The sequence below is a fragment of the Bacillus sp. EB106-04-02-XG92 genome, assembly GCF_058791995.1.
The window spans coordinates 51092-65977 of sequence record NZ_JBYTEA010000009.1 but is presented as its reverse complement, the minus strand read 5'-3'; the positions used below and the strand labels follow the sequence as shown (position 1 = coordinate 65977).

Below are 14886 nucleotides of genomic sequence, written 5' to 3'. Positions count from 1 at the left end.
TGACAGATGAGGTATTCAAATAATGAAGGAACTAATATTTAACATAAATCGAAAAAGTAAAAATCCTATGTATCAACAAGTTTATCAATATATACGAACTCAGATTTTATCTGGTAAATTAGAACAAGGTAAAAAATTGCCATCCATTAGACAACTCGCTACCCAATTAAAGGTCAGCAGAAACACAACCCAGGTTGCCTATGAACAACTGCAATCGGAAGGATATATTCGAAGTGAAAACAAAAAAGGATTTTTTGTAGAGGCTATTATATCGGATGAAACACTAAATTTTGAACCTATCAGAGAACTGCATCATGAAACAAATCATACTGCCATGAAAACTATTGATTTTAAGATTGGGACAGTGGATCAAGAAAACTTCCCTTTGAAAAAATGGAGAATGATTACAAACAAAATTATTAAAGACTCTAGCATGTTTTCATACGGAGAAAAACAAGGCGACATTAAATTAAGGAAAGCACTAGCAGATTACTTATTTCAATCAAGAGGAGTGAATACTTCTGCAGAACAAATTATTATTGGTAGTAGTACACAACATTTGTTATTACTTTTGTCACTGATGCTAAAGACAGACTATCATTATATGGCAGTAGAAGATCCTGGGTATGACGTGGCAAGGGAAATTTTTGTTCTTCAATCATTTAGTATTGATCCAATTCCTGTAAAAAAACGTGGCATTCAAGTCGATCTTCTTTTAAAATCGCCTTCTAGACTTTTATATGTCACTCCTACTCACCACTTTCCTTATGGAGTGACCATCCCTGTCAATGAAAGACTAAAGTTACTTGAATGGGCAAAAAAGGTGGAAGGCTATATTATTGAGGATGACTATGATAGTGAATTTCAATATATCCATCAACCTATACCGTCTCTTCAAAGCTTAGATTCCAATGATAGAGTGGTTTATTTAGGAACTTTTTCAAAGGCACTCCTTCCCTCTATCCGTGTCAGTTATATGGTTTTGCCTAGGCGGCTAATACATGAATATAAAAAGATACTCCCTTTGCTTGAACAAACATCCTCATCTATTCATCAGCGTACATTGGCAACTTTTATGAATGAAGGATATTGGTACTCGCACTTAAGAAAGATGAAATCTTTGTATAAACGTAAAATGAATCTATTAACTAGGGAATTATCAAAGCACTTTAAGGAATATGTCAAGATTAAAGGTGGTAGCTCCGGCATTTTCGTTATTATTGAAGTGAAAACAAAAATGAGTGAAAAAATGCTAATTGAAAGAGCACATGATCACGGCATTATAGTATATCCTTGTTCAAAATATTTCTCGGAATATTCACCAGAATATCCGCATATTCAACTTGGATTTGGTAATTTATGCGAAGAAGAGATAATAAAAGGAGTATCACAATTAGCAAAAATTTGGTTCTAATAGGAAAAGAGATAAAACAATTAATGAATAATTTTATTTAATTATGAATAGAAATCCCTTTAGTATTTTGAAGTTTTTTACACAAATTAATATTTTTCTTTTTTAGTATAAAAAAGACACCTTTAAGGTGTCTTCCTCCAAATTAATAACCGAATGTTATATCATAAACTTTCTCAATAATTATGAACTTAATCATTACTTTTAAATATATCCTTTTAACATATTTTTTGAGAAACGATTTGGATATAGAGCAATAAGCATTTCATATGGACTTCCTTTCCAATAGCGTTTTAACGGTGTCAATAATTTTTGTTTTATTAGCCATTTTTGATTAAATACTTTTAATAGCTGTTTTTCATCCAATTTTTCTTTTTCTTCAATAGTCCACCTTAACGCCTCTAATGCTTTACGTTTAGACCAATATCCAACAGGAGTAACTTTAAATTCCCATTCTTTAAAACGGTCTCTATACAAATCATTAATCATTCTAAACGGACTATTCCCCCAAAACATTTGACATACTGATGCTAATCCATGGGTTTTTAACCACTTTATATTGTATATATCAAGCAATTGTTTAGGAGTTAATCTCTCTTTTTCTTCAATGGTCCATTTCAATGCTTCTAATGCTTTTTCTTTAGTCCAAAAGTTATTAGGAGTCATACCAAATTCCCATTCTTTAAAACGTCTTGGATAAAGATCATTAATCATTGCATAAGGGCTACTATTCCAATACATAGCCAGAGGTGCGCTAAGCTTATTTTTTTTCAACCATTTTTTCCCGTATACTCCTAAGAGCTTTTCTTGTGAAAGGCCCTCTTTTTCCTCAATAATCCATTTCAAAATTGTTAATGCTTTTTCTTTAGTCCAATAATTTAAAGGAGTCATACCAAATTCCCATTCTTTGAATTGATTTGGGTACAAATCATTTATTGCTTTAAAAGGGCTATTTTCATACCTATGTTTGAGTAATCCCCGTAGCCTATATTTTACAATTAATTTTGTGTTCCATTTTTTTCTTATGTCTTCCTTATTCCATTTTAAAATACTGTTAAGCAAATATGTTATTACCCTTCGCGCCATTTTATTATCTATATCTTCTTTCCATGTATTTGGAGGGAATTTATTTCTTTTTCCATCTAATATTTCCTGATAAATATCTTCTATAGCAACTTCTTTCATTAACAATATATAAATCCTCCTACATTTTGTATTAATATTTATACACTATCATTATTTTCAATCAATATATCTACATTAAATAATATAAATAAAACCCAAATTAAAAGCAACACAAAATTTGTTTTTTATAAAAATTCTAATAATTAACTAAGTAAATTTTTATTTTAATTTTCTAATTATTGGTTTATACTAATCTAGTATTGTTATATTTAAATATAAGGAGTGCATTCGTATGGAGAAGCTTAGTAAAAGCGATATTATTCGTACTGTTCCGCAAAGCGGTTTTTTCGGACACCCTAAGGGGCTGTTTACCCTATTCTTTACAGAGTTTTGGGAGCGATTCTCTTACTATGGGATGAGAGCAATATTACTTTACTACATGTATTATTCAATCTCACAAGGTGGTTTAGGGATGGATCATGCGACCGCAGCGTCAATTATGGCCATCTATGGATCTCTCGTTTACATGTCTGGCATTATTGGTGGCTGGATTGCAGATCGTCTATTAGGTTCAAGTAGAACGATTTTTTGGGGTGGAGTTTTAATTATGATAGGTCACCTGATTTTAGCACTACCAGGAACTATAAGTACTTTATTCATATCTATGGTATTTTTAGTACTAGGTACAGGTTTATTAAAGCCTAATGTATCTAGCATTGTTGGTGATTTATATAGTGAAACAGATACTCGACGTGACTCAGGTTTCAGTATTTTCTATATGGGTATTAATTTAGGAGCTCTTTTATCTCCTTTTATTATAGGGACACTTGGTCAAAAGTATAACTTCCACCTAGGTTTTGGTGTTGCTGCAATTGGTATGCTATTGGGCTTAATTATTTTTGTTCTTACAAAAAAGAAAAACCTTGGTTTAGCAGGAACACAAGTCCCAAATCCTTTAACAGACATCGAAAGAAAAAAAGTTATTAAACAGTTTAGTATTGGTACAATAGCTATAGTACTATTTTGTATTTTAACGATACCAACAGGTATTTTAACTATTAATCGATTTACTTTATTAGTAAGTATTTTAGGTATTCTCATTCCAACTGGTTACTTTATTTTTATGTATCGTAGCCCAAAAACTACAAAAACTGAAAAGTCTCGTTTAATTGCTTACATACCATTATTTATTGCTGCAACAATGTTTTGGGCCATTCAAGAACAAGGAGCTATCATTTTAGCTTCATATGCTGATCAGCGTACTCAATTAAAATTGGCCGGGTTTGAACTGCAATCTTCATGGTTTCAATCATTAAACCCTATTTATATTGTTTTGTTAGCACCAGTATTTGCTTGGTTATGGGTAAAGCTTAATTCACGTCAACCAAGTACGGCTAATAAATTTGCTATTGGTTTATTATTTGCTGGTTTATCTTTCTTAGTTATGATTATCCCTGCATATATCCATGGTACAGAATCCCTTGTAAGCCCTATGTGGTTAGCGATTAGCTTCCTGTTAGTAGTAATCGGGGAACTTTGTTTATCACCTGTAGGTCTATCAATTACAACCAAATTAGCACCAGCTGCCTTCTCTGCTCAAACAATGAGTCTATGGTTCTTAACTAGTGCAGCTGCACAAGCTATAAATGCTCAAATAGTTCGATTATATAATCCTGGAACAGAAATTATTTATTTCGGTGCGATTGGTGGCCTTTCAATCATTTTAAGTGTAATTTTATATTTTATGGCTCCAAAGATTCAAGTTTTAATGAAAGGCATAAAATAAAAAAACTGTGCTAAAAACTTGTTATAATTCAGGTTTTTATGCACAGTTTTTTGAATAGTTATTTATTTTTTCTATAAAAATAATTTAATAAGGATTATTTATATGTTTCTAATTTGCTAACTGATTATCGTTATTGCAAATTAAAATAATAAATTATGAAAACAAAAAGAAAATGATGGGTAATATTCACCAATATAACTTAATCTATATATATGTAAAATTGCATTTAAAATTTTCTATATCAATGTTATAATAAAGTAAATCAAGAAGCATCCAACATATTTTGATTAATCACTACATTTTCTTTTATTGTATGTCAACGTATAAAAAGGCACTTTTTAAAGTGTCTTTTTATACGTTATAAAGTCAATACACTAATTTCATACTTCTTCTTTATTTTCTTCAACATTAGTATCCTCTAAAACTCAAAGTATTGCTATTGGATTTTTGAAATAGTCCCCCCATACCCATCAAGCAAGGAATTAAAAATGATTCTATCTTAAGAACCGAAAATAGCTATTAAAAATATAGTTATCAGTTTTATTTCGATTTTCCTTGCACCCAAGTAGCAATATCATTTATAACATACTCAGGAATATTAGCTGGGCTATTATATTCATCAGGTTTACTTAACTCCCCATTTTTTAAAAAATCAAATTTGATTATAATAACTAATTTTTTCGCTCTTCCATAAAATCTTCAATAATTATCGGTTTTTGGTGGAGAATGTGGCATTTGCCTATATGGTTTACTACAGGTTTTACAGACATTAATTTAATCAAATATATTTTGTGTTTTATGATTGCAATTATATCTACTACAATAGTCATGACAACATTTTACAATTTAAATCGCAGTCTAATTATTCCAATTATCATCCACTTTTTCTTTAATTTTTTTTATATAAGATTTGTAGACATAACACCTTATTTAAAAAAGGAAGAACCCTAATCTCACAAAAGATCCTCTTTTTTGTTCTATAGATTTATGCATTTTTTATACATTTCTATGATAGCGCGGTTTTAAGCTTCTCATTTGTTACAGGATTAGTCAAAAAACTGTATAAAATTTTGCATACTCTTAGTGTGTTTTTTCCAAAATGAAGGCGGTCCCCCATGCCCGGCAACTTAAGAATTCAGAACTACCCCAACACGAAAAACGGGCTCAATTCCTATGGGCACCTACAAAAAGATGAAATTTTCAATTTGGGACCATCAAAATGTTAGCTTGATGTCGATGTGGAAACGCCTCAACAAACAAAACATCTAGAATTGACACCTTGAATTATTTTATCAAGATGTTACAATGTGAATTGTACGATGAACACATTTTACTTTCTTATTACCACACAGAAATTGTCCCCTAGCTCTTGCTAGGGCTTTTTCTGTGTACCGTATTAATTGCATCATGAGTATACACACGTTTTAAACTCACCTATTTACATAAAAAGAGTTACAAAAACTGAGTAAGTCAGAATTAACAAAAGTGGTAGCAGAAAAAGCAGAGCATACACAAAAGAATGTAGCTGCAAGAACACAAACTGTATTAGATACGTTAACAAACGTTCTAGCAAATAGAGAGAAAGTATATATTCTTGGTTTTGGTACAGTTGAGGTATGTAAAAAATCTGCACGTATAGATAGAAGTAATTATATATAATTTTGAATTCTATTATTCTAAAAATTAATAGACAGTATATTATAAATGTAAAATAGGAGAATATAACAATGATTCAGAAGATACAACATTATTTATATCATTTAAAAACACCATGGTTTATACTAGTCATGACTTTTGCATCTTTCTTGTTACCAATGCTAACTAGCTTTCTACCGGGAAGTATACAAAAAAATCCTATTGAAGATGAAGATTTATCAGTTCAAATAGTCGATGGTATAGTCCTTGCACCTTTATTAGAAACCGCTCTATATCAAATGTTTGTATTTTGGATTTTAAGATTAATTCCCGGTATGGAAAAACACAATAAATCAATTATCTTTATTTCAGCTTGTATATTTGGATTGAGCCACAGTTTTGGCTATACTTATATGTTATATGCTGGAATTATGGGATGGGTATTTGCATACTCTTATTGGAATTATACACAGAAAAAAGAAAATGGACATACTAAAATTTCAGCATTTTGGATTGTATGGAGTATACATATCTTACATAATATTGTTGTCTTTTTAGCTAAAAATTTTTAATCTTGGATTGATGTGACGGTACCATTAGTACTGCCCTAATACGTTACAACTTTTTTATAAAACGTTGTAACGTCCTATGTTTTTGACCATTCTGTACAACGATAACTTTGGTTTACTGATTTCACTTGTAATCTGGTAGCCTAACCTCTGATACAATTTAATGGCAAGTTGGTTCTCTTTCTTTACCGTTAGAGAGCATTTGGCAAAGCCTTGCAGTGAAGCCTGTTCCTCGGCAAACTCAAGTAGTCTGGTACCTATCCCCAGTCCTCGACTTTCAGGCAATAAGGCGATTGTTCCGATGTGAAACTCGTCATCTTCTCCCTCCTTCAAGGTAATCATGGAATAAAGCATTTTGATATTCAGAATATTATAAAAAACAAAGTCCAACTTTCCGAATGAAAGCAGCTGTTTAAAAGTGGGCCAAGCAAGACGATTTAAAACGGGGATGGGATAGCAAGTAATCATCCCTAGAGTTTTCCCATCCATTTGAGCTTCATAAGCGTATTGATGACTAAAACGGTTGTTCCCCTTCCGCCATAGCTTACAAAAAGTCCCTTCGACTGCGTTCTTCTCCTCAGATCCTGCAAGTGCAAACGCCATGTATTCCAATGCCATTACATTTAGCTGGGCGCCCACCATGGATTGATGAACAGCCTTTACAATAGAGATTTGATTCATTTCCCAGCCCTCCTTTTCGCTTTCTATATTATTGATTTTAATTATCATGGATTTATATCAGTTCACTCCCTTCTTAACCCATCCTTAGCTTTGAAACCATAATAAAATGTATTTAAAACAAGCTCTGCAGCAGATTTTTTAGCCACATTTCCTTCATGTACCTGTTCCCAGGTATGAAAAACTAGGGCATAAAGCGTATTCAAAATCCATTCGCTGCTAACCGTTTGCTGAAAGTAACCTCTTTGTTGTAACAACTCAATAACGCGTCGTATAGGTTCCCTCAGCTTCTCTTCAGCTTCACCTAATTCTTTGTTGTTAAATACAGATGCATCATGACCTAGAAAATAGATTTTGTCACCTAAAGGGATTAATGCTTCAATGAGTTCTGGAATATAGTTTTCGCTTCTTTCCTCATCCAGTGGGATCTGGTTTACGGTATCACTTACCAGTTGTATAGCCCGATGGCCCAAGAACAACATCAATTTCTCTCTGCTTTCGACGTAGCGATGGAGTGTAGCAATGCCAATTCCCGCATATTCCGCAATTTCATTCATCGAAGCAGTAGGATTTTCAACAAGCAATATAGTAGCCGAATCAAGAATTGCATTAAATCTCGCTTCCTTTAACGTTGATAAGTCTTTCTTCATCGTCAATCTCTCCCTTTTTCTATATAAAGTCTTCATTTTTTGATAGATAAATATATCATTTGATATTATGATAAACAATCCCAAACAAAGTGTCCAGCTGCTGAATGTAGCTTTACAAAAGAATTATATTACTGAAACTGATAGTACTTGAATGTTTCATTTTTAGCATTTCATTATTTAGATGACGATGAAGAAATTAATTTTTTATGTAATACATACAAAAGCTAAAGGAAATGGTACTTTCTGCATAAAGTTATCGGTTCACTTTAAAATTCACTTCCGGGTATTTGGTCATCAGCCTTTTAAGGGTTGAGCCGTCATCCTTCTGTTTTACATACTGGTCAAAAAATGCCAGGCTGAATTCATTTATAATGCGATGAACTTCCTTTGGATTTTCACCTGGGCTCTGTAACAGTGGGGAGAACAAATGTAAATCAGTGAAGCTTGTATGATCTGTATGAGGAATGACCATTGACATACCACCGCCAGCTAACCCACGCTCATATCGTTCCGTCACTTTATCGGGATCTGCTTCATCAGGCTCTACTGCACTCATGAGCAGAAATGGTTTTCCAATCCCACTTTCAGGTAAAATTTCCCCATACAAAGCGCCATCCATATTGATAGCTGCTTTAACACGAGAATCTTTTGCAAGTATTTGTGCTGCGGTAGCTCCACCGTAAGAGTGCCCAAACATTCCAATTCGTGAGATATCAAGCCTTCCTGTAAAGAAGCCGGTCTCATCGTTTTGGTTAAGTTTCTCTATCTGATTAAGCACAAAGGTGACATCTTCCTCCCATAATTTTATGTGGCTATCCCCTGCGTCATCAGTTAAATTGAAGGGCTGTACGTAAGCAACTCGATCATCTGGAAAGACGGTAGCTGCAGTATCAAAGGTATGATCGATACTTAGAACAATATAGCCTTGACTAGCCAACTCCTCAACTTCAAACGTGTTTTGATTACGAAAACCATTAAAACCATGAGAGAAAAGTAATATAGGATAATGATTCTCTGAGTCTGAGAGTTGTAAATCCATAAACGAGTGAGATTTTACCAATTCCAAGTGGCTGAATGCAAATGCAGGAATGGACAATGTTTTTTCCAATCCCTTGGAGAGCTCATTTATGTTACGAATATAAGGTTCTTGGTCCCCCTTGCTTTTTTCAGCTGCAGGATACCAAATTTGCACCATCAGTTCGCGGCGATCAGTTGGATTTTGCGAATATGGTTCATTTCTTTGACGATCAACCCAATGATATAGTTTCGTACCGACCCTATGTGGGCCAGTTGGTTCTTCAAATGAAAATACTGGCATAAGTAAGGGGAGCGCAACTGCTACTGACAAATAGATGCACAACAACAAAGTTTTAACTATGAATATACCCCGGCTTCTAAAGCCCTTTTTCCGCCCAGCTAATAAATAGCATAAAATCAAGATAACTGGGGATACATATGCCGGAATCATCTGCCATCTAAAACCTTCTACCAATAGCTGAACTGTAACCATTACAACAGCAACCAAAGTAGCTAATTTAGACCACTTTTTCGTTTCTCTGCCTACTAACAGTATCCAACTCAATAGACTAAAATTCACAACTATCAAAACGACTTCCCAGAAATTCATTGGCCTATCTCCTTTGAATGCATTTTACTTCTAATTAAAGAGGTAATTTTCAATCTGAGCAAAAACATATGAAGCACCTATATAGTTGCACCAATTATGCTTAATAATCGTTTCATATACTCCTTTCTTAAAATTAAAAACTTAAAATGCCCAGCTACCTTTACGGAAAATTGGCTCTACAGTTCCATCTGGTAAAATACCATCGATGTCCATCTCACTGTTGCCAATCATAAAGTCCTCATGTATTACTGAAATATTTGCACCTAACGTTTCGAGTTGATCGTTTTCTAAATCCCTTCCATCCTCTAAGCAAGTTGGATAAGCTTTACCAATCGCTAAATGGTTCGAGGCATTTTCATCAAACAATGTATTAAAATATAAAATCTCCGATGCTGAAATTGGCGATTCATGTGGTACAAGTGCTATCTCACCTAAATAGCAAGCGCCTTCATCCACATTAATAAGCTCCTGTAATAAATCATGTCCTCTCTGTGCTTCAGTTTTAATAATTTTTCCTTCTTCAAATGTCAGTTTAAAGCCTTCGATAATATTCCCTTGGTAAACTAATGGTTTTGTATTGCTTACATAGCCATTTACACCTTGTTTCATCGGTAACGTATAAACCTCTTCCGTCGGCATATTAGCCATAAAGATAGTATCATCTGGGGTTTTACCACCTCCAGTAATCCATTTATGCTCTGGTGCTAATGCAATTGTTAAATCAGTACCTGGTGCTGTATAGTGAAGCTTCGCATATTTTTTATTGTTCAGTAGGACCGCACGAGATTCTAAATTTGCTACATGTTCACGCCATTTTTCAACAGCATTGCCTTCACCGATACGAACAACTTTAAAAATAGCCTCCCATAATGCTGGTACTTGCTCCTCAGCTGCTAAATTCGGGAACACCTTGGATGCCCACTTTGATGAAGGAACTGCTACCATCGACCAAGCTATTAAATCCTTCATTACGGCGTTGCGATTGTTTTCTAGAGCAGCTCCTGATACCTTTTGATAGGTAGCTAGACGATCAGCTGAAATACCTGCAAATTTATCAGGGTCTGTAGCATCTATTATTAATAGTGCGCCTTTACGTTCGATTAGCTCATCATTCATTTTGACTATCCATTCTGGGAAACGATTAAATTCTTCATCTGAGGCATGATCAAAGTATGCACGATCTATTTTCTCATCCGAAAAATTAACATGAACACGACCTGCCCCAGCCTTATAGGCCTCTTTTACAACTAAACGGACGAAATCCAATGCATCCACTGATGTATTGACTAATAAATATTGCCCTGGTTGAATATTGACACCAATTTTCACCGTAAGTTCTGCATATGCTTGTAATTTTTCTTCAAAAGTCATATTATTTACCTCGCTTTTATCCAATAATTTTGAATTCCCCTTACTAGCTTGCCTTCATACCATACTTTGTGAATAGGTTTTTCAGGATTTTCTCTTGTCTATTTTTACGTTTTTCATCAAGACACGATAACAACTAATGGATTTTTTCAATTCATTAGTTATCTCTTAAAATTAATTTAGTTACTAGACGAGAAAATATTTCAATGAGTTTCGATGTTTTTACCAAATAATCCAATTCAAGGGTTTCAAGCACTACTTAAATTTATAGCGTTCTTTATTGTATAAGCTCACTCATTTCTTCCCAATCTTTTCAATGCTGCTGCACCTAAAGGCTTTCCAGCAATTTGGCGTTTTACAATCTCAATCACACCTTTCTTTGTATAAAGTCATTTTTGATAGATAAATCTATCATTTAATAAAAATATAAATCATTTAAAATGAATTTTCAAGCAATTAAATTTATTTTTTCAATTTTTTGGTAGCATTCTATGTAAAACTGGATTCTAACAAAGGTAGCGATAACGGTAAGATCTTTATACATAAATGAATAAGAAATTACTGCTAAATATTAACGAGCCGATGTACTCTTAGCTGGGTAAAAATCCGCTTTTTTGTTTCAAAATTTGCTTAGTATATATTTTCATTAAAATGTGGCGGTACCTCACCATCATCGCATGCCCATCAACTTAAGCATTTTATAACACCCCAAAACGAAATAACGGTCTTCTTTCTATTGGTTAATGAGGAAAAGTGGAAAAAAGTTAGTTAAAAAACGCAAGCCTCCTTTGATTAGAAGTTTGCGTTTTCTATCATATACTTTATTTTTTTCTTCACGAGCTAAACCGATTACAATATCTTTTCCATCAGCATCTTTTAATAACACTTTAAAATGATTCACATTATCAAAAGTAGTAACATCAAACGTTTTCACTTTAATTGTTTTCCCATTATTCCCAGCACTTGAGTACCCCTTCAACGTTGACTTATATGTTTTCCCTTTTTCATCCATAAGAATTACACTATCAATTGTTTTTATCTGACGTTTTATTTCTTCATCATCTCCAGAAGAATCACGTTCAAATGTGATATTCGTACCTGTTGGTAGTACTTCAGCAGACACTATTTTTACAGACTCAGGTTGTTGTTTAGGAACAAAATACTTGAAAAAGAATGGGATGGACATCGCAATCCGCACGGCAACTACTAACGGGACATCAGGCGTAGTCTCACGAGAAAACGTGCGAAGCTGATGTGTAGAAACGTTTGTTCCTTGGAAAAACACGTCTTTTCCTGTTTTGTCATATAACTGCTGAAAGGTTGTGTCCTTACTCCCTGTCCATTTTTCAATTATCGCACCTATCCACTCAGTGAAGAAATCCCCTTTATAAATGCCAAAACCATCAAAAAATAGACGAATGTTATCTTGAATAAACAAAAAATCATGATCTTTTAATGCTTTAAAATTCATATCTTTGTGGATTTTTACGACATCTGCGAATGGAATGGAAAGACCTAAAAGTAATGCAGTAATCGCTCTTGCAGAAGTCCCCCAAATCGTTGTATTTCTGGCAAAATCTCTTCATCGTTTAGTGCGCGGATAGCACCGATAAAAGCGATCCCTTTTACCCCGCCTCCTTCAAATACTAAATTACGAAATGGATATGTAATTATATACCAGTAGAGAAATTTTAGATCTGTTATAGTATCAGAAGTATATTTAAATATATTCCAAATGATATTAAGAACGTTTCATGCTACGCGATACGTATGGCGGATTTATCTTTATTTAATGGATGAATTGTTTGACAGAGAAGGAATTTGCTTAGAATGTTAATGTAGGATAGGAAATAGGAAACGGAGCCCATCTTTGGGTGCTCTTACCCTAAGTATACCTGAGTCTATTTGTTTCCTAGCCCGAAAGAGATAAATAGTTTTATTCCCATTCATGAAATAGTACAATGTATGCACAATTACATATCTAATTAATTACTTTTAGTGTTATATTTTAATAGCGATGAATGCTATTATTTCATAAGTTGTCAACAAGCGTTATGTATGAGAAAAAGGAAGGGGCCAAATTGCCCCCTTCCTTTTTCTACTAATTAACTAAATTACTCTCTGGTAAAAATTTAAAAAGTGATGCAAATAAGTTGCATCACTTTTTTAGATAAATACGGGAAGTAACTCTTACGATTCAATGAGTCTTTTTTCCTGCCTTTGAAAAGTTCGTTTAGGCTTCAATGCCCTTATTCAATGATATTTCAGCAGTTCCTTTATTTTTCATATTTAATATTTTGTTCCTTAGCCATGAATATACTTAGAAAACCTCTAAAAACTATTTGATAATCTTTTAGAATCTAACTTTCTTATAATACTCTTTGCTATTTCTTCAATATTTTCATTTAGAAAGAAATGATTACCTTCAAAAGAATGAAGAGTACACGTTCTACTTGTATATTGCTCCCATTTTATTACTTGATCATATGTAGTAAATTCATCATTTTCCCCATTAAATATAAGAAAATCAATATCACATGGTTGTATATTATTGTCATGAATATATGTCTCGACAATTTTAAAATCTGCTCTTAGAATTGGGAGAAAAATCTCCATTAATTCTTCTGATTGAAGTACCCCGGATGGTGTACCTCCCATTGCAATAACTTCTCTTTTAAATTGCTCATTAGAAAGATTATGTCGGATATTTTTTATTTTACTATTTGGATGATTTCTACCGGACAAAACAAGAAATTCAGGCGATACGTTTTTAGAATCTTTTATTTTTCTTGCTACTTCATAGGCAATCAAACTTCCCATGCTATGCCCGAATAGAATGTAGGGCGAATCATCTATCTGCATAACTATTTTATTGTAGACATCATTTACTGCCTCTTCCATACTTTGGTACAAGTTTTCTTCAATTCTATATCCTCTACCAGCTAACTCTATCGGGACTACCTCAATATATGGATTAAATTGATTTTTCCATTTTGCGTAACTAAACGCAGATCCCCCAGCATGTGGAAAGCAAAAAAGTTTAGTCTTCTGCATTGATTTTCTCCTTACTTTCAAATTTGTATATATTTTGGCAAATTGAATAAATGTCTTTAATTATTATCTCTTGCGGAAATTCATCCCTTGTTGCACAAGCAGATATCTTATAATTTGGCTCAATGTTATATTGTCTAAAGTAAAAGTTTTGAGGTATATACTTATATGAAATTAAAGTTGGTGACTCTTTTTTTATAGAGAATGAATTTAACGGGTTATAAAGCCCTTTTCCAATCGTTTTTATATAACTTTCTTTTAATGTCCATAAATCATAAAAATAATTAATTTGTTCATCAGAATTTATATTAGATATATCATAAAATTCTTCCTCTGAAAAAAATTCATTTGCTAATTTAAGAGCCTCTATCTCTGAAACCTTTTCTATATCAATACCCACATTAAAATTAGCAGTAGTACAAACCACCCATTCTCCTGAATGTGACAGATTAAAATGAAAGTCAGAAAAATTTTCAACAAAAGGTTTTCCATACTCATTATATATAAATCTAATTTCTTCATTATTAATTTTATACTTTTGGCAGATTAGAGATCGGATTAGTAAATCCCCTATCAGGGTCCTATTAATGTCGCATGAGTTTAATAAACGCTTCATTCGTTCTTTCTTCTCATTTGAAACCAAGTTACTAAGTTGCTTAAACAAATGACTTTCAATATTCTTTGGTATTTTCACAGCTTGAATGTGTATGATAAATCACTTCCTTTTTTAAAGGATGGCTTCATATATGTGCGTTACATAAATTCAAATTAACTTTATCGTTTTCCGACAGAAGACTCCTTCCTCAAAAATGTGAAGGTGTGAAACACCAATTTTAGGTGGGAGATGAATGTCGGTTGGCATAAGCCAACATGTTTGCTATCATTTACTTGTACAGATTGCTCTTTGAAAACTGAAGATATGAGGTTGGTTGCAGAAAAACGTTGCAACCGTAAAATCTTCAACGTTCTTTCGCCCCATACTTGCC

General features: G+C 33.2%; 10 protein-coding genes and 4 pseudogenes. 5 read left to right on the top strand and 9 right to left on the bottom strand.

Annotated elements, in window-relative coordinates:
• The first annotated feature begins 22 nt into the window (after positions 1-22).
• Positions 23-1414, top strand: coding sequence for a MocR-like pyridoxine biosynthesis transcription factor PdxR (gene pdxR, locus AC3WVA_RS20695; RefSeq protein ID WP_492322139.1), 1392 nt, complete (start codon positions 23-25; stop codon positions 1412-1414).
• 201 nt (positions 1415-1615) lie between these two features.
• On the opposite strand, the gene AC3WVA_RS20690 is transcribed toward pdxR, so the two are convergent.
• On the bottom strand, positions 1616-2602 hold the full coding sequence (locus AC3WVA_RS20690; RefSeq protein WP_071758613.1) for a DUF4046 domain-containing protein: 987 nt from the start codon (positions 2600-2602) through the stop codon (positions 1616-1618).
• Positions 2603-2828: 226 nt separating this feature from the next.
• Here AC3WVA_RS20690 and AC3WVA_RS20685 point away from each other — a divergent pair, with 226 nt between their 5' ends.
• The gene (locus tag AC3WVA_RS20685) at positions 2829-4322 is read left to right on the top strand and encodes a peptide MFS transporter (RefSeq protein ID WP_492322138.1); all 1494 of its coding nucleotides are present in this window, start codon (positions 2829-2831) and stop codon (positions 4320-4322) included.
• A 540-nt stretch (positions 4323-4862) separates the two neighbouring features.
• Here AC3WVA_RS20685 and AC3WVA_RS20680 read toward each other — a convergent pair.
• Positions 4863-4964, bottom strand: a pseudogene (locus tag AC3WVA_RS20680) (alpha/beta hydrolase); the annotation flags it as partial.
• 42 nt (positions 4965-5006) lie between these two features.
• Here AC3WVA_RS20680 and AC3WVA_RS20675 point away from each other — a divergent pair.
• The 3 genes and pseudogenes from AC3WVA_RS20675 to AC3WVA_RS20665 all read left to right on the top strand — a co-directional run.
• Positions 5007-5222, top strand: a pseudogene (locus AC3WVA_RS20675) (CPBP family glutamic-type intramembrane protease); the annotation flags it as partial.
• A gap of 561 nt (positions 5223-5783) precedes the next feature.
• A pseudogene (locus AC3WVA_RS20670) lies at positions 5784-5969 on the top strand (HU family DNA-binding protein); the annotation flags it as partial.
• An 80-nt stretch (positions 5970-6049) separates the two neighbouring features.
• On the top strand, positions 6050-6529 hold the full coding sequence (locus AC3WVA_RS20665; protein ID WP_429604463.1) for a CPBP family glutamic-type intramembrane protease: 480 nt from the start codon (positions 6050-6052) through the stop codon (positions 6527-6529).
• A 54-nt stretch (positions 6530-6583) separates the two neighbouring features.
• Here the strand turns inward: AC3WVA_RS20665 and AC3WVA_RS20660 are convergent, their stop codons facing one another.
• The 7 genes and pseudogenes from AC3WVA_RS20660 to AC3WVA_RS20630 all read right to left on the bottom strand — a co-directional run bounded on the left by AC3WVA_RS20660 (position 6584) and on the right by AC3WVA_RS20630 (position 14594).
• Positions 6584-7207: a GNAT family N-acetyltransferase gene (locus AC3WVA_RS20660; protein WP_429604462.1), complete on the bottom strand. Its 624-nt coding sequence runs from the start codon at positions 7205-7207 to the stop codon at positions 6584-6586.
• 62 nt (positions 7208-7269) lie between these two features.
• Positions 7270-7854, bottom strand: coding sequence for a TetR/AcrR family transcriptional regulator (locus AC3WVA_RS20655; protein WP_128975406.1), 585 nt, complete (start codon positions 7852-7854; stop codon positions 7270-7272).
• 253 nt (positions 7855-8107) lie between these two features.
• Entirely contained in the window at positions 8108-9481 is a 1374-nt protein-coding gene (locus AC3WVA_RS20650; protein ID WP_098521804.1) for an alpha/beta hydrolase family protein, read from the bottom strand.
• A 141-nt stretch (positions 9482-9622) separates the two neighbouring features.
• Positions 9623-10852 carry an aminopeptidase gene (locus AC3WVA_RS20645; RefSeq protein ID WP_098521807.1) on the bottom strand — a complete coding sequence of 410 codons (1230 nt, stop codon included), beginning with the start codon at positions 10850-10852 and terminating at the stop codon, positions 9623-9625.
• A 1159-nt stretch (positions 10853-12011) separates the two neighbouring features.
• Positions 12012-12520, bottom strand: a pseudogene (locus AC3WVA_RS20640) (patatin-like phospholipase family protein); the annotation flags it as partial.
• A 660-nt stretch (positions 12521-13180) separates the two neighbouring features.
• Positions 13181-13903: a thioesterase II family protein gene (locus AC3WVA_RS20635; protein ID WP_098521805.1), complete on the bottom strand. Its 723-nt coding sequence runs from the start codon at positions 13901-13903 to the stop codon at positions 13181-13183.
• Positions 13890-14594: a 4'-phosphopantetheinyl transferase family protein gene (locus AC3WVA_RS20630; RefSeq protein ID WP_098521806.1), complete on the bottom strand. Its 705-nt coding sequence runs from the start codon at positions 14592-14594 to the stop codon at positions 13890-13892. The genes AC3WVA_RS20635 and AC3WVA_RS20630 overlap by 14 nt, the downstream gene beginning before the upstream one ends.
• Positions 14595-14886: the final 292 nt, after the last annotated feature.